Source organism: Luteibacter sp. UNC138MFCol5.1 (assembly GCF_900110505.1).
Taxonomy (GTDB): Bacteria; Pseudomonadota; Gammaproteobacteria; order Xanthomonadales; family Rhodanobacteraceae; genus Luteibacter.
Genome location: NZ_FODZ01000007.1, coordinates 114,654 through 131,849 on the forward strand (window position 1 = coordinate 114,654; position 17,196 = coordinate 131,849).

Consider the following 17,196-nt stretch of genomic DNA (forward strand, 5'->3'; position numbering starts at 1 on the left):
GCCGGGTGGGGGCTGGACGATAATGCAAGGGTGTACGAAACCCTCGTCGCCTCGAGGAAACGCATTGCCGCCGACCTTGACATGCGCTGTGGTTGTCCAGGTAGTGGAGAGAATGCCTCGGCCTCTGCGTTGACCGAGACGCGATACACGATCCGATTCTGTCCAAAATTCTTCGCCTTGCCGGAGGCGGACGCGTATGCGTCGCGAGTCGGTACGCTCGTCCATGAATACACGCACTTCAATGCGCTGTACCCCGGTACCGGAGATTACGTCTACGGCTGGCAGAAAGCGGAAGAGCTCGCGAAGAAGGACCGATCGAACGCGGTGCGCAATGCCGATAATTTCGAGTACTTCGTCATGGATACGCGCCCATACGATCCGTGATATTCGCCATGCGTGGGACCGCCGCCGACCGTCGTGGCCGGCGGCGTATCGCGGAAGTGCGGCGAGTCGCAAGCACCCATTCGCCCGCGAGCGGGCTCCCACCGCAGCTTGCTAGGCCGACGCGAGCCCCCGTTCGCGCGCGAGCGCTCCCATCCGGAGGGCAGCGGTGTTGCAAGGATAAGACATCTAGACGTCCAAATGCTTGACATGGCTATATTGGGTCGTGTTACGGTGACGCATCGCAGCAAAACGAGGGGTCGTCCATGCGTCACCTTCAAGTAGCCGGTTCTCTTCACGCGCGCGCCACTGGCGCCGCGCCGCGATGTTGTTGTCGCCGCTGATCCGGCGGCCGACGCGTTCGGCCGGTCGCTTCCGGCCGTGAACGCCTCCTACTGAATTCCTTCGGTTTTTCGACGCCTCGCAGGCGTGACGGGCGGTTGCGTCCGTGTTCCGGCAAAGCCACTGCGGTCGATCCATCGCCCATCTGGGGAGGGCGGTGCGGTCGGGGCTTGCCTTCCTTTTCGATTTCAAGGGTTTCCATGCGCAAGACGTCGTTGCAGCGGTCGCTGTTGGCCACCGCTTTGTTTTCTGCCCTGTCCGGCGGCGCCATCGCGCAGTCCACCACGGGCTCCATTTATGGCCAGGTGCAGGCGGGGGAAGGGGATGTCGTCCGCGTCGTGAATGACACGGGTCTCACGCGCGAGGTGCCGGTCGATGCACGCGGCCGCTACTCGGCGTCGCAGCTGCCGCTCGGTACCTACACGGTCTCGGTGATCCGTGGCGGCGCGGCGGTGCGGAGCCGGGAGAACGTGGCGCTCAGGGTCGGCTCGGGCGTGGAGGTATCGTTCGCGCCGGAGGCGGCGCAGGATCTCGGCGCGGTGAGCGTCTCGGCCAACGCGTTGCCGACGATCGACGTCTCGACCGTGGACTCGCGCACGGTGGTGACGGCGCAGCAGCTCGCCAAGCTGCCCCTGGGCCGCAATTCGGAAGCCATCGCCTTGCTGGCGCCGGGCGCGGTGGACAACAGCGGTAGCTACAAGAGCGCGACGGGCAATTCGCTCGTCTCCTTCGGCGGATCCGCCGCCAGCGAGAACGCGTACTACGTCAACGGTTTCAACACGACCGATCCGTTGCGCGGGTTCGGTGGCGTTTCGCTGCCCTACGGTGCGATCGAGCAGCAGGAGGTCTACACCGGCGGCTACAGCGCGCAGTACGGTCGCTCGGACGGCGGCGTGATCAACGTCGTCGGCAAGCGCGGCACGAACGAGTGGCACGCGGGCGCGCAGATCATCTGGGAACCGAACGGGCTGCGCGCGCGGGAGAAGGACAGCCACTACACCAACGGACTGCCGCCGCAGCCGAAGGCCGGTGACCTCTACGCGGCGAACCGCGGCAACACGGTGACCTCGACGACGGCGAGCCTCTACGCGGGCGGCCCGCTGATCAAGGACAAGCTGTTCCTGTTCGCCGCCGCCGAAGTCGAGCGACAGACCGGCGACGTGATCAGCAACGTCACACTGCCGCAGTCGCCGGATCGCTCATATCGTTACCAGCTGCCGCGCTGGTACGGCAAGCTCGACTGGAACATCACCGACAGCAACATCATCGAAGTGACCGGGGCATCGGACAAGACCGAGCGATCGGGCACGATCTACGATTACGACTACGCCAATCACCGGCGTGGCGCGCGGATCGCCGGCGCCAACAACGAGAAGTTCGGTGGCGACGTCTACACCGCGAAGTACACCGGCTACATCACCGACAACCTGACGATCAGCGCGCAGTACGGCAAGATGAAGACGGTGAACTACGTGTCGCCGTCGGGCTACAACCCCGATGCCGTGTACATCGCCGGTCAGGATTTCCAGAATCCCGCCTACACCGGTGGCGTGGCGTTGCAGAACGGGCAGACGGTGTCCACGCTGGCGAATCCGAACCGCGGCAACGAGACGACGAACACGCGCTTCGACATCCATTACACGCTGGGCGATCACACGATCACGGCGGGTATCGACAACCAGCAGGCGCGCGCGCGGGATCAGGGTACATCGAGCTCCGGTCCGGGCTACATCTGGACGTACAACCAGTCGTCTCCCGATCTGCCCATCTCGACAGGCCTCGGTGTCGACGCGCCCGGCAACTACCCCGGCGGCGAAGAAGGGTACTACGTGGTGCGCGGCGTCTCGTCGAGCCTGGCGACGGTGCGCTCCAGCCAGCGCGCGCAGTACATCGAGGACGCCTGGCAGGTCACCGATCGCTGGCTCGTGACGCTCGGCCTTCGCAACGACCAGTTCACCAACTACAACGCGAACAGCCAGGCGTTCATCAAGCAGACGCGTCCGCAGTGGGCGCCGCGCATCGGCGCGGCGTGGGACGTGTTCGGCGATGCGACGTTCAAGGTCTACGGCAACGCGGGTCGCTATTACCTCGGCCTGCCGCTCAATCCCGCGCTCAATGCCGCCGGCGGCGCGCTGGGCACCTCGCAGTACTTCACCTATACGGGCATCGCGCCGGATGGCCAGCCCACCGGGCTGACCGCGATCGCGCCGGGCGTGCCGGTGTCCGCCAACAACAACTTCGGCCAGCTGCCCGATCCGAAGACGGTCGCGGCGCGTGGCATGAAGGCGGAGAACCAGGACGAGTACATCCTCGGCTTCACGAAGACGCTCGGCAGCGACTGGGTCTATGGCGCGAAGGTCACCGTGCGCAAGCTGCGCGACGCCATCGACGATTACTGCGACATCGACCGCATCGTGGAGAAGGGGCAGTCGCTGGGCCTGGATATCGATACGAACCAGGTGAACAGCTGCTATCTCTTCAATCCGGGTCGCGCGAACACGTTCACGCTGCTCGACACCGCGGGCAATCACGTCCAGGTGCCGATCACGAACAAGGAGCTCGGCTTCCAGGGACTGAAGCGCAAGTATTACGCCCTCGAGCTGCTCATGGAGCATCCGTTCGACGGCACATGGTATGCGCGCGCGACGTACGTTTTCTCGCGCAGCTACGGCAACACCGAAGGCCAGCTGCGCTCCGACCTGAACCAGACCGCGGCCTCGACCAGCGAGGACTGGGATAACGCGGCGATCATGGAACACACCAACGGTCCGCAGAGCAACGATCACAAGCACCAGTTCAAGGTCTTCGGTTACTGGCAGATCGCACCGGAGTGGCTGGCGTCCGCGAACGTCAGCCTCGTTTCCGGTACGCCGCGCCATTGCCTGGGCTACTACGGTCCGGATCGCGAGGATCCCGCCGGTTATCAGGGCGACTACCACTTCTGCGACGGTGAGCCGTCGCCGCCGGGTGCGCAGGGACGTCTGCCGTGGATCCGCCAGATCGACCTGGGCGTGACGTGGCGGCCGGCCTTCGGGGAAGGCAAGCTCGCGTTCAGCGCCAACGTGTTCAACGCGCTCAACGAGCGCCGCGCGCTGCAGAAGTATCCGTACTCGGAAGCGGGCCCGGGCCTTCCGGAACCGGCGTACGGCGTGATCACCGCGCGGCAGGAGCCGCGGTACGGGCGGCTGAGCGTGTCGTACGATCTTTGACGTCTACGCGTCACGCAGGAGCGCGACAGTTTTTCGCGAAGAGTGTCAGGGCCTGTGGCTCCTGGCCTCAGAACATGTCGCGCGCAGGGCGCGCTCCTACGCCACCGACACGGCCGGCCGTAGGAGCGCGCCCTGCGCGCGACAGCTTTTCGCGAAGAGCATCAGGGGCTGTTGCTCCCGGCCTCAGAACACGTCGCGCGCAGGGCGCGCTCCTACGGTTGCGTGTACGCCATGCTTTCAGGCGAGGCGCGCCGGGCTGAGCATCGCCGCCGTGATGCCTTCGTCCGCGAGGTGCGAGGGTATCGGCTTGCCGAGGATGAGCGCCGCGCAGGCTTCGGCCATCGCGGCGCTGGTCTGGATGCCGTAGCCGCCCTGCGCCGCGAGCCAGAAGAACCCGGGCGCGTCCGGGGCGAAGCCACCGACGAGATCGCCGTCCGCCACGAAGCTGCGCAGTCCCGCCCATGTGCGCGTCGGGCGGCGGATCGTCATCGTCGTCGCTTCTTCGATGCGATGGATGCCTAGCGCGATGTCGTATTCCTCGGGCTGCACGTCGTGCGGATGCGTGGGATCGGCGTTGGCGGCGGAGCCGAGCATGAGCCCGGCATCCGGCTTGAAGTAGAACGTTTCGTCGATGTCGACCACGAATGGGAACGCGCTAGCGTCGAGCCCCTGCGGCGCCTCGAACAGGAAGGCCGAGCGGCGGCGCGGTTCGAGGCCGATCGGCGCGACGCCGGCCATCGACGCGATCGTGTCGGCCCACGCGCCGGCGGCATTCACGACCACCGGCGCGCGCCATTGCCCGTTGACGAGCCAGTCGTCGCCGTCGCGGCGGATCGACTGCACCGGCGTGTCGACGTGGAGCGCGACGCCAGCGGCCTTGGCGCCGCGCAGGAAGCCCTGGTGCAGTTCGTTGACGTCGATGTCCGCCGAGTCGGGTTCGAGGAACGCGATGGCGGCGGCTTCGCGCCGGAGCACGGGCACGCGCGCCGCGATGGCCTCGGCGTTGAGCAGGGTGAGCGACGGCGTGAACGCGCGCACGGCTTCGTATTCGGCGAGCACACGCGCGGCCTGCGTAGCGCTGCCGATGATCATCGCGCCGCGCGGCTGCAGGATGGGGTGGCCGGCGAATCCCCGCGGCGGATGCTCGAGGAAGGGGCGCGTGGCGCGGCTGAGCGCGCGCACCTGGGGCGAACCGTAGCTTTCGCTGAAGTGCGCGGCGGAACGCCCGGTGGTGTGGAATCCGGCGAACGGCTCGCGCTCGAGCACGGCGACCCGCGCCTCCGGCGCGAGGAACCATGCCACCGAGGCGCCGGCGATACCCGCGCCGATGACGACCACGTCGAGCTGCTTCTGCTTCATGCCTCGTCCTTGGTCGATCGCGCCGCGTTCATGGGCTCGGCAGGTTCCAGGCGTCACGCAGGCGTGCGTATTCGGTCTTCGGCAGCAGCACGAAGACGGGCTTCTTCGACGGATCGAGCCAGGCGAGCAGCCGTTCCATCGTCGCGTCCGTCATCGCGGTGCAGCCCGCGGTGGGCGAGGTCGGCGACTTCCACAGGTGGGCGAAGATGCAGCTGCCGGCGCCCTTGCGTCCGTCGGGGTTGTGCTCGATCACGAAGCCGATGCGATAGGCGCGGTCGCCATCGAAATGCAGGTCGCGGCGCATCGCCTCGGTCGCACCGCCGACCGCCGCGGCGCCGACCTTCTTCTCGTCGACGAGCTGGTTGTAGTACGGCGAGCCGTCGACGTCGACGCAGTAATCGGACGCGGTCAGCCCGCGGTACGGGAGCGCCGTTGGATTCGTTTCGGCATAACCGAACGCTTCACCGATGCGGAACACGCCCGCCGGGCTGCGGCCGTCGCCTTCCTTCTTCACCGGACCGTCGTGCTGCGGGAGACTGAGGCCGACGCCCCAGGCGCTGCCGTGGCGACCGATCGTCACGTCCGACGCCTGTCCTTGCTCCTTCCACTGCGTGCCGTCGCGCACATAGGTGCGCAACGTGCCGTGGTCGACGTCCCAGCCGTCGGTCGTGACCACGATCATCTGCCGCGACACGGACCACGCGGCGGGGGCCTCGAACGCGCCGGGCGACGAGGCGAACAGGGTGGCGACGAGGCCGAGCAGGCGAAGGAGACGAAGCGGCGGCATGGGCGTTCCTAGGGCTCCAGCATCTGCTGGATGCGGTCGAGGTTCTGCACGAGCCGCGCGTGACGCGCCTCGTCGTGCTCGCACAGGTGCACGAACACGGTATCCAGAAGCTGCTGCACGGTGGACTGGTAGATCAGCGACTGCACGTACGAGGCGTCGTCGTAGGCGGCCACGGCGAGGCCCACGTCGGCCAGCGCGCGCACGGGATTGGAGGTATGCCGCGTCACGGTGATCACGCGGCCGCGCTGCTCACGGAAGTAGCGCGCGATCTTGACCAGCGCGGGATGCTTGCCATGTTCGGTGAACACGACCAGCGCATCGCCCGGCTGGCAGAGGGCGACCTGCGCCGCCATGCGGCCCACGTCGGCGTGCCGGATCGCCGTGATGCCGAGCAGCGACAGCCGCATCGCGAAGCCGCGCGCATGCAGGTCGTCCTCGCCGAGCCCGATGAGGTACACCTTGCCGGCCGCGGCGAGCGCGTTCGACAGCTCCTGCATCGTGTCGCGGCCATTGAGGAGCCGGGTGGCCTCCTCGGCCTGCGCCTTGCGTTCCCAGAGCATGGCGCCGAGCAGGTCGTCCTCGGGGCGCTCGCCCGACGGGGCGGCGGTCGCGGTGTCCTCGCTGCGGGCGATGGTCTCGCCGACGGAGTATTTGAGGTCGGGGTAACCCCGGAAGCCCAGCTTCTGCGTGAACTTGACCACGCTCGACTGGCTGATGCCCAGGGCGTTGGCGAGCTGCTGGGACGAGTAGTCGCGCAGGAGATGCGCGTTCTCGAGGATGAAATCGGCGATACGCCGCTCCACCGCGGACATGCGGTCGCGTTCGGAGCGGATCTTCACCAGGGGCGACATGGACGCTCCTCGTTACAGGGGTTCGAGGCCGCGGATCTCGCGGATGCCGAGGCCGGGTGCGTCGCTGACCGAGATCTCCGATTCGTTGAAGTGGACGCCTCCGTCGACCGGATCGTACGCGCACAGCGACGGACCATCGAGGTCGACCTTGGTGATGACGTCGGACTTGGCGACCGCCACGTGCACGGCGGCCGCCACGCTGATGCTGGATTCCAGCATGCAGCCGATCATGCAGTCGATGCCGTAGAGGCCGGCGATGTCCGCGATGCGGATGGCGTTCGAGATGCCGCCGGTCTTCATCAGCTTGATGTTGATGATGTCGGCGGCGCGCATGCGGATGAGGTCCATCACTTCCGCGGGACCGAACACGCTCTCGTCCGCCATGATCGGGGTATGCACGCGCTCGGTGACGTAGCGCATGCCTTCCAGGTCGCGCGCCTTGACGGGCTGCTCCACCAGCTCCAGGCGCACGCCGGCGTCTTCCAGCGTGTTCAGCGCGTACACGGCTTCCTTGGCCGTCCAGCCCTGGTTGGCGTCGAGCCGGAGCAGGGCGCGGTTCTCGACGGCGGCGTAGATGGCGCGCACGCGCTCGATGTCCACGCCGATGTCCTTGCCGACCTTGATCTTCAGCGATTCGAAGCCGCGTTCGACGGCGGCGATCGAGTCGGCCACCATCTTGTCGATGTAGTCGACGCTGATCGTGATGTCCGTGGTGATGACCGGGTCGCCGCCGCCGAGGAGCTTGTACAGCGGCGCGTCGTAGAGCTGGCCCCACAGGTCGTAGAGCGCGATTTCCACGGCGGCCTTCGCGCTCGTGTTCTTTTCGAGGGCGCCCTGGACGATCCGCGTGAGGCGGTTCAGGTCAGCCACGTCCTGTCCGATCAGGCGTGGAGCGATGTAGTGGCGGATGGCGTCGACGATCGAACCATGCGTGTCGCCGGTGATCACCGCCGTGGCGGGGGCCTCGCCGTAGCCGGTTCGGCCGTCGTCGGTATGCACCATGACGACGATGTCCTCGACGGTTTCGACGGTGCGCAGGGCGGTCTTGAACGGCGTCTTCAGCGGTACGCGCAACATGCCGAAGCGGATGTCGGTGATCTTCATGGAGTCTCGCCTGGCGGTTTAGCGGATGCGCACGATGCTGGTCATACGGTCGACGAAGGTGGCGTCGCCGCTGAACATCATGGGCAGGAGCGGCGTCACCGACACCTCGTTGAGCACGACGCGTCGCAGGCTGCCGTCCGGCTGCTTCCAGCTCATGCCGCCGACGTCGTGGATCACGTAGGGCTGACCGTCGACCTTGCCGATCACCATCATGACGTGCCCGGGAATGTAGACGAGGTCGCCGACCTCGAGCGCCATGGCGGCCTTCAGGCGCGCCTCGTGGCTGTCCTTGTCCGTATACAGCGTATGCGTGAGGCCGGGGCTGATGCTCTGGTCGCGCGTGTTGCGCGGCATCTGCACGCCCATGCTGCGGTAGACGTCGGAGACGAAGCCGCTGCAGTCGCGGCCGTTGTACGCATGGCCCCAGCCATAGCGTTCGCCGAGGAACCGGAACGCCTGGCGCACGACGTTCGCGCGGGTGAGCGGGAGGTAGTCGGGGGCCGAATCCTGGTTGCGTTGGAGGAGGGCCGGGTGGAACGACAGCGCACCCTGCGCGTCGCGCACCGGCAGGCTCAGCACCCACGAGGTGTACGGGCTCTGGCCGTTCACCGGCTGGTCCGGCGGCGCCGTCGTATCCAGCGGCACGCGCGTGCCCATGTCGAGCTGTAGCTCCGACACCGCGGGCGCTTCGGGCGTGTAGACGGTCTTCGGTTTGGCGCCGGTGATGACGCGATAGGGCGTGGCATCCGCATGGGCGAAGATCGCGGCGGCGTCGCCGTAGGCGATCTCGTCGCCACGGACCCACGCCGCATAGCGCGCGCTCACCACGAACGTCCATTGGCCGTCCTTGCTGGTGTGCACGGCGACGACCGGATCGCCCGGAAAAAGCGTGCTTTCCTGGAAACGGTCGATGTCGGTGTCGCCGGCGCGGCTGAAGACGCGAAGGTCGGTCGGATAGCCGCGCAGGGCCGCCCGACGGACCGCCATGCCGTAACGTGGCGTCACCTGCGCCGGCACGGCGTCGAGCGCGGCGTTGCCGAGAATCGCGTCGATGGTCGACGCATCCACCGGCTTGCCCTCGGCGTCGAACAGCGGCTTCGTCGGCCGCGTGGTGAGCTTGCCGATCCAGCCGGTGACCTGTGCGCGCGGCAGCGTCGCGGGAAGGTGGCGGATGTCGTGCATCGAGGGGTCGAGCCGTGCGACGCGTTCGTTGAGCGCGGCGATGGCGGCGCGATCGAGGACGGGCTTATCCGCATTGGCCAGCCGCGCCACCCAGTAGTCGGGCGAAAGCTGCGCGTCGCTGACGCCGGGGATGCCCGACGCGGGCGTCGGCACGTCGGCGGCCGTGGCGGGCGTGCCGACGGTCAGCGCGAGCAGCGCGGCGAGCAGGGTTTGGCGAAGCAGGGTCATGACTGTTCCTGATCAGGTGGCCAGCTGCGAAAGCACCGCGGCCACGACGAGACCGAATCCGGTTCCGAGGATATAACCGAGCAGCGCGAGCAGGATGCCCACCGGCACCAGCGAGCGCGAGTACGTGGCGGCCAGCACCGGTGTCGCGGCCACGCCGCCGATGTGCGCGAGCGACGAGATGCCGCACAGATACAGATCGAAGTGGAACACCCGCGCGGCGAGGCAGAGCAGCACCGCATGGATCGCGATCACCGTCACGCCCGCCAGCAGGTACAGCGGGGCGGCGGCGATTCCGGCGAAGCTGCTCTGCGAGGCGAGCACCGCCACCACCGAGATCAGCAACGCGCTGGAAACGGCCTGCGCGCCGGGCAGGCGGGCAAGCGGCGTGTGTGCGGCGACGAGGCCCGCGACGGTGGCGATCAGGATCGTCCAGGTGGTCGGCGAGATCATGCTGCCCACGGGCAGCCGGCTGCCAAGCGCGGCGGATAGCACGGACACCAGCACCGCGAGGCCGAGCCAGAGCAGGACGCTGTCGCCGGTGGCGGGTGCGCGTGGCGCCGTCTCGGCGACCGCCGTGTCCGCGCTCGACGTCGCGCGGGTCCAATGGTTGAAGGCCGGCGCGAGGCGCGCGACCGCGAAGAGCACCACCACCCACATCGAGTAACAGAGCGCGTCGGTGAGCAGGGTGGTCGCGAGCGACGTGTCGGACATGCCGATCGCCTGCTTCACCGCGATCATGTTCGCGGTGCCGCCCATCCAGCTTCCCGACAGCGAGGCCAGCGGCTTCCAGCCGTCGCCCGGCATCCAGTGCCGGTAGAGCAGGAAGGTGAGGACGAACGCGGCGAACAGACTGATGGACGTGCAGACGAAGACGCCAAGCACGCGCGGTCCCAGCGCGAGGATGGCGCGCAGGTCGCAGTTGATCATCAGCAGGAACAGCAGCGCGGGCACCATGCGCGACACCAGGGTGTCCTGCGCGAGATGGATGTCGGGGCTGGCCGTCCAGAGGCCAGCGACGGACAGCGCCGTGACGGTCAGGTACGTGAGGACGATGGGCGGCAGCACATCGAACACCTTCCAGCCGAAACGCCGTTCGATCGCTGGCCAGAAACCGGCGGCAAGCAGCATGACGGCCAGGTAAGGCCAAACCGACTGGATCACGCGTCCCTCCCCGGGGTTGTGTCGCGACGGCCGCCAGGAATAGCTATTCCTGAAGAGTTGGCCTGAAGCATAAATTATTGACCGTCGTTTGCAAGCATGTTACACAGCCCTGACGCACGTCCACCCACCACGGTCGCATCGGGGATACCGAACGGTGAAAGCGGCTCCTGCAACGATCGCAATCCGTGCCGCCGCGACGGCGGCCGCAGCGCTTTGGCTGTGCGCCGTAGGAGCGCGCCCTGCCCGCGACATGTTTGTGCCGGAAGGCTCGGGTCCTGTGGCGCCATCGCGAGAAGATGTCGCGCGCAGGGCGCGCTCCTACGTCGATGCGGGTGATTTCAGGGCCGCCGAAGCGAGCATCGCGGCCGCCCTCGCGGATCCCGCCTTCACCCCCACGCAGCGCACCGCCCTCGAGTTCCAGCGCGAGCGCATGCGCCGCATCCTGATCGACTTCACGCTGGATGCCGGGGCCGTGAAGGCGCGCCTCCGAAAACAGATTCCCGATCTGACCGACGCGGAATTCGCGACATGGGACGCCGCGGGCCTGCTCGAGAAGCAGGTGATCGACGGGCGCACGCTGTACTTCAAGCGCGCGCCGGCGAACCTGTTCCGGCTGAGCGCGGATGCCCGTGCGCGCCGCAAGGAGCAGACACCGTTCAACGACGGGCCGAACGAGGTCCTCAACGACCACCACCGCGCGGTGCGCGCGGCGGCGCTTGCGGAACAGACGACGAGCGTGCTCCCGCGTCGCGAGGAAGTGACCCAGATCCTCACCGTGAAAGCCGACGCGGTTCCCGCGGGCGAGACGATCCGCGCCTGGATTCCGTATCCCCGCGCGATTCCCAGCCAGCAGGAAGACATCCGGCTCGTCGGCAGCGAACCGGCGAAGGCGACCATCGCGCCCGAGTCGGCGTGGCAGCGCACGGCCTACCTCGAGAAGCAGGCGGTCGCCGGCAAGCCGACCACGTTCTCGATCACCTACGACGTGACGCTCTACGCGCGCTACGTGGACATCGACCCCGCGAAGGTGACGCGCACGGCGATCACGCCGGCGCTCGCGCCGTATGTGGCCGAGCGCGCACCGCACGTCGTGTTCACCGACGCGATGCGCGCGTACTCGAAGCGCGTGGTCGGCGACGAGACCGATCCGTACCGGATCGTGCAGAAGCTGTTCGCCGCCGTCGACACGATCCCGTGGGCCGGCGCGCGCGAATACTCGACGATCCCGAACATCGGCGACTACACGCTGCATGCCGGTCACGGCGACTGCGGTGAGCAGACGCTCCTGCTCATCACGCTGCTTCGCCTCAACGGCATCCCGGCCCGCTGGCAGTCGGGCTGGATTTTCTCCGACGGCACGTACAACAACATCCATGACTGGGGGCAGGTCTATCTCGCCCCGTACGGCTGGGTGCCGATGGACGTGACCTTCGGCCGTCTCACCGGCACCAAGCCGGGCGACGACAAGCTCGAGGGCTTCTATCTCGGTGGCCTCGACGCCTACCGCATCGCGTTCAACGACGACTGGTCGCAGCCGTTCACGCCGGCCAAGACGTCGTTCCGTTCCGACACCGTCGACTCGCAACGCGGCGAGGTCGAGTGGAAGGGCGGAAACCTCTACTTCGATCAGTGGGACTACGACTTCCGGTGGCACCGCGTCGACACACCGCGTGGGGGCGGTGACCCGACCCGCTAGCCGGTCAACGCACGACAACCCGAAACGTCATCTTATGGGAGTGGGGAGATGGGGGAGATCAAGACGAACCGGCGCGCATGGCGTCACGGCGCCCTGTGCATGGCCATCGGCATGGGCCTCGCGATGTCCGGCACGGCCGTCGCCGCCAATACCGACGGTTCGATCGTGGGCCGCACGAAGGCCGGGGCTACCGTCACCGTCCGCGACCCGTCGACGGGCCTGACGCGCACGGTCACCGCCGGCGACGACGGCACCTACCGCTTTCCTTTCCTGCCGGTCGGACACTATCGGCTGGAGAGCAGCAAGGACGGCCAGGCCGTGGCCGAACCCGCCGAGGTCAACGTGAGCCTAGGTACCGCCACCACGGTGTACCTCGTGGAGCGCGGCTCGGCGACGACCAACCTCGAAGGCGTGCAGGTCAGCGCGCCGGTGGTGATCTCCGCCGTCGACGTCAGCTCGACCGAAACCGCCACGAACATCAGCCGCGAGGAGATCCGCCGCCTGCCGGTGGATCAGAACGTGGCGTCCGTCGCGCTGCTCGCGCCGGGCGTCAACAAGGGCAACGCCAGCTTCGGCGGCATCTCGTTCGGCGGCTCGTCCGTGGCCGAGAACTCGTTCTACGTGAACGGACTGAACGTCACCGACTTCTACAACCGCAACGGGTTCTCGGAGGCGCCGTTCGCGTTTTATCAGGAGTTCCAGGTGAAGACCGGCGGTTACTCGGTCGAGTTCGGCCGCACGACCGGTGGCGTGGTCAACGCGGTCACGCGCTCGGGCACGAACGAATTCAAGACCGGCGCGGAGATGACCTTCGAGCCGAGCGCCTGGCAGGCGACCACGAAGAACCGCTACTGGAACGGCGAGCGTTACATCACCTCGTCGGAGGACAACTACTCGCGCACGAAGATGAACGTGTACGCGTCCGGTCCGATCGTGAAGGACAAGCTGTTCTTCTTCGCGATGTACGAGGCCCGTGGCTACACGCCGCAGAACACGGACAACCTGGGCACGGTGCTGACGCAGAACGACACGGACTCCGGGTTCTGGGGTGCGAAGGTCGACTGGCACATCGACGACAAGAACCTGCTCGAGTTCATGGCCTTCTCGGACAAGAACAAGAACCTCGGTTCCGTCTACAACTACGACTACGACACGCACACCAAGAGCGCCCGCAAGGACGTGATCACCAGCAACACGGGTGGGCGAAACTGGAACGGCACCTTCACCAGCTACCTCGTCGACGACCTGTCGATGAAGCTCATGTATGGGCGGAACGAGCGCGAGGATTTCACGCGCGCCCAGTCCGACATCGACTGCAACCCGGTGGCGAGGGCGTCGGCCGTGCCGGGTCCGGGCGTGCCGCTAGGATGCAGCACCAGCACCGCGGTGGAGAAACGTAACGACACCCGCAAGCAGGGTCGCGCCGATTTCGAGTGGACGCTCGGCGACCACGTCGTGCGCTTCGGCTACGACCATGAGGTGGACACGTCGATCTACTCGCGCCGGTATCCGGGTCCGGGTTCGTACTACTACAACATCTACGCCACCACGCCCGGCGCGACGATCGAGAACGGCGGCGTGGTGCCCGCCGGATACAACGCCTACGTCCGCGCGCGGCGCTACGAGATCGCCGGCACCTTCGAGACGACGAACAACGCGTACTACGTCGAGGACAACTGGAACATCACGCCGGACTTCCTGCTCAACGCGGGCCTGCGCCGGGACGCCTTCGACAACAAGACGGGCGAAGGCGCCTCGTACATCAAGATGGACGACATGATCGCGCCGCGCCTTGGCTTCTCGTGGGACCTCAAGGGCGACGGCACGATGAAGGTGTTCGGCAACCTGGGCCGCTATTACCTCCCCGTCGCCAACGTGATCAACATCAAGCAGGCCGGCGGCCTGCTCGACCAGCGCACCTATTACGCGTTCGACGGGTACCAGATGCTGGACCGCAACGGCTCGCCGTACGCGATGCCGATCCTCGGCCCACAGATCGGACCGGTCGACGACTCGCAGGGCGACGGCACCGTCGGCGACCTGCGCGCCGAGGTCGACCGGCACATGGATTCGGTCTACCAGGACGAGGCCATCCTCGGTTTCCAGCAGGCGATCACGGATACCTGGTCGTGGGGCGTCAGCGGCACGTATCGCAAGCTGCACAACGCCATCGACGACATGGAGATCAGTGCGACGCCGCAGTGTGGCGGCGACGGCTACATCGGCTACGTGATGGGCAACCCGGGACGCAAGCTCACCGTCTACGGCGACACGAACTGCGACGGCACGCCCGACGGCTACATCGACATCGATACGTCGAAGGCCGGCTGGGCCCTTTACGACGCCGACGGCAACTACCTCGGGCAGCGCGGCTGGAAGAAGCCGCGCCGCACGTTCGGGTCGCTGGAGTTCCAGGTCGACCGCGCGTGGGACGAGAAGTGGATGTTCAACGCGTCGTACGTGCTCTCGTGGAGCCGCGGCAACGCCGAAGGTCCCGTCAACTCCGACACCAACTTCGACGACACGGGCCGTACCGAGAACTTCGACGATCCGTGGGTGAACCTGTCGGGAGGCTACCTGCCGAACGATCATCGCCACCAGTTCAAGCTGCGCGGCACGTACGCGATCACGCCGCAGTGGCAGGTGGGCGCGGATCTCACGGCGCTTTCGGGCAGCCCGATCACCGGCTATGGCGTCGGCAACCCGTTCGATGCGACGGTGTACCACAGCTACTTCATCTGCGTGGACAACTGCGCCGACCCGGTCTCGGAGAATCGCGTGTACGAGCGCTCGCCGCGTGGCGACAAGCGCACGCCGTGGACGTTCAACCTCAACGCGAGCATCACGTACCTGTTGCCGATCGACGAGAAGAACAACCTGCGCGTGAAGTTCGCGGTGTATAACCTCCTCAACCAGCAGCGCACGCTGGGCGTCGACCAGGACCTGCAGACGTCGGTGGGCGGGCTCAATCCGACCTACCTGCAGCCGCAGCGCTTCCAGTCGCCGCGCTTCGGGCAGCTGACGGTGTCGATCGATTTCTGACGGTGGCCCCGGTCACCGTCCCGAAGGGAGGATCATGAAGACGCTTCTCGCCACGATGCTTCTCCTGGCACCGGTCGTCCATGCCCAGGACCATCCGCTCACGCTCGACACCCACGTCGACATCCCGCTGTCGTACATGGAGGATCCGAAGTTCGACGCGGGCAAGGACGGTCCGCTCAAGGTCGACCTGCCGAAGATGCGTCGCGGCGGCCTCGATGCGGCCTTCTTCGTGATCTACGTGGAGCAGGGGCCGCTCACGCCCGCCGGTTACGCGAAGGCTGTCGCCGAGGCGGCCCGCAAGTACGACGCGATCGACCGGATGCTCAAGGCCTATCCGGACCAGATCCGGCTGGCGCTGACGCCTGACGACGTGCGAGCCAACAAGGCGGCGGGTCGATTGTCGGCGATGATCGGCATCGAGAACGGGTATTCGCTGGGTCACGACATCCGGCGGCTGGATACCGCCTATGCGCGCGGCGTCCGCTACATCGGACTCGCGCATGTGGGCAACAACGATCTGTGCGGGAGCTCGCTGCCGAAGAAGGAACTCGGCGACCGGCCGGACAGCAATGTCGGTTTGACTGGATTCGGGCGCGAGGTCGTCCGCCGCGCGAACGCGCTGGGCATGATGGTCGACGTCTCGCACTCGTCGGACGCCTGCGTCCGCGACGTGCTCGCGCTGTCGACCGCGCCGGTGATCGCCTCGCACTCCTCGGCGCGCGCCGTGACGGATCATCCGCGCAATCTTCCGGACGACCTCCTGCGGGCCCTCGCGGCGAAGGGCGGCGTCGTCCAGGCGGTCGCGTACAAGGAGTTCCTGAAGAAGGACCCGTCGCGCGAGCAGGCCGAGAAAGTCCTCCAGGCGAGCGTCGCGAAGGCGGCGGGCGACACCGAATACGACAGCGAGAAGCACGATTACCTTCCCGCGTACGTCGAAGGCATGAAGGCGATCCAGCGCGAGCATCCGCTCGCGACGCTGGACGACTTCCTCGACCACGTGGAGCACATGGTGAAGGTCGCGGGTATCGACCATGTGGGCATCGCATCGGACTTCGACGGTGGGGGCGAGGTGACCGGGTGGATGGACGCCTCGCAGACCGCCAACGTCACGGCGGGGCTCAGACGCCGCGGCTTCTCCGACGCGGACATCGCGAAACTGTGGTCGGGAAACCTGCTTCGCGTCTGGGCGGCCGATGCCGCGGCGCCGCCCAAGCTGTCGCCTGCGCGGACCGCCGCGGAGGCGGGGCTGACGGACATCCGCAGTCTCGTCCCGGGCATCGACGAAGACATGCGCTATGCCGGGTCCGACAATTTCACGGGCGGCGTGGTCGACGGGTACCGCGCACCGAAGTGCCTCCTGCGCACCGGCGCGGCCGAAGCGCTCGCGCGCGTGGAACGCACGTTGCGCGAAGAGGGCTACGGTCTTCGCGTATGGGACTGCTACCGGCCGGCGCGCGCCGTCGCGGCGTTCGTCCGCTGGGCGGGGAACCTCGCCGATACGTCGACGAAAGCCGCGCATTATCCGAACCTCGGCAAGGAGGCCTTGCTGGGCGAGTACATCGCACCGGTCTCCGGTCACAGCCGCGGGGCGACCGTCGACCTCACGCTGATGCGCTGCCACGCCGATGCGTGCACGCCGCTCGACATGGGAACCCCGTTCGACTTCTTCGATCCGCGCGCCCACACCGACGCCCCGGACATCGACGCGGCGCAGCGCGCGAACCGTCGGCGACTGCTCCGCGCGATGGCCGCGCAGGGCTTCGTGAACTACCCGCAGGAATGGTGGCACTTCTCGTTGCCCTCGGCCGCCGGCGACGCGTTGTACGACGTGCCGGTGCAGTAGGGGAGGCCTGA

At 67.1% G+C, this 17,196-nt stretch carries 11 protein-coding genes; 5 read left to right on the top strand and 6 right to left on the bottom strand.

The annotated features are described in order from the left end of the window. Positions 1–384: M35 family metallo-endopeptidase (locus BMY69_RS17460; protein ID WP_218143213.1), on the top strand; the 384-nt coding region annotated here is incomplete at its 5' end. 539 nt (positions 385–923) lie between these two features. After that, positions 924–3,932, top strand: coding sequence for a TonB-dependent receptor (locus BMY69_RS17465; protein ID WP_090180700.1), 3,009 nt, complete (start codon positions 924–926; stop codon positions 3,930–3,932). A gap of 237 nt (positions 3,933–4,169) precedes the next feature. Here BMY69_RS17465 and BMY69_RS17470 read toward each other — a convergent pair whose 3' ends face one another. The 6 genes from BMY69_RS17470 to BMY69_RS17495 all read right to left on the bottom strand — a co-directional run bounded on the left by BMY69_RS17470 (position 4,170) and on the right by BMY69_RS17495 (position 10,604). Beyond that, a complete protein-coding gene (locus tag BMY69_RS17470) occupies positions 4,170–5,291 on the bottom strand; it encodes an NAD(P)/FAD-dependent oxidoreductase (RefSeq protein ID WP_090180702.1) in 1,122 nt (373 codons plus the stop codon). A 28-nt stretch (positions 5,292–5,319) separates the two neighbouring features. Continuing rightward, a complete protein-coding gene (locus tag BMY69_RS17475) occupies positions 5,320–5,973 on the bottom strand; it encodes a L,D-transpeptidase family protein (RefSeq protein WP_255364607.1) in 654 nt (217 codons plus the stop codon). A 113-nt stretch (positions 5,974–6,086) separates the two neighbouring features. Continuing rightward, complete coding sequence (locus BMY69_RS17480; protein ID WP_090180707.1) at positions 6,087–6,929, bottom strand: MurR/RpiR family transcriptional regulator; 843 nt, start codon at positions 6,927–6,929, stop codon at positions 6,087–6,089. A gap of 12 nt (positions 6,930–6,941) precedes the next feature. Beyond that, the gene (locus BMY69_RS17485) at positions 6,942–8,033 is read right to left on the bottom strand and encodes a dipeptide epimerase (RefSeq protein ID WP_090180710.1); all 1,092 of its coding nucleotides are present in this window, start codon (positions 8,031–8,033) and stop codon (positions 6,942–6,944) included. Between the two features lie 18 nt (positions 8,034–8,051). Next, complete coding sequence (locus BMY69_RS17490; protein WP_090180713.1) at positions 8,052–9,443, bottom strand: C40 family peptidase; 1,392 nt, start codon at positions 9,441–9,443, stop codon at positions 8,052–8,054. Between the two features lie 12 nt (positions 9,444–9,455). Then, positions 9,456–10,604 (bottom strand): DUF819 family protein, encoded by a 1,149-nt coding sequence (locus BMY69_RS17495; RefSeq protein ID WP_090180715.1) that lies wholly within the window; start codon positions 10,602–10,604, stop codon positions 9,456–9,458. Positions 10,605–10,881: 277 nt separating this feature from the next. Between BMY69_RS17495 and BMY69_RS17500 the strand changes: the two genes are divergently transcribed. Genes BMY69_RS17500 through BMY69_RS19785 form a run of 3 tightly spaced genes read left to right on the top strand, consistent with a single transcriptional unit; the run spans position 10,882 to position 17,185 of the window. Further along, positions 10,882–12,300: a transglutaminase-like domain-containing protein gene (locus BMY69_RS17500; RefSeq protein WP_255364600.1), complete on the top strand. Its 1,419-nt coding sequence runs from the start codon at positions 10,882–10,884 to the stop codon at positions 12,298–12,300. A 48-nt stretch (positions 12,301–12,348) separates the two neighbouring features. Further along, positions 12,349–15,342 carry a TonB-dependent receptor gene (locus BMY69_RS17505; protein WP_255364601.1) on the top strand — a complete coding sequence of 998 codons (2,994 nt, stop codon included), beginning with the start codon at positions 12,349–12,351 and terminating at the stop codon, positions 15,340–15,342. Positions 15,343–15,376: 34 nt separating this feature from the next. After that, the gene (locus BMY69_RS19785; RefSeq protein ID WP_090180721.1) at positions 15,377–17,185 is read left to right on the top strand and encodes a membrane dipeptidase; all 1,809 of its coding nucleotides are present in this window, start codon (positions 15,377–15,379) and stop codon (positions 17,183–17,185) included. Positions 17,186–17,196: the final 11 nt, after the last annotated feature.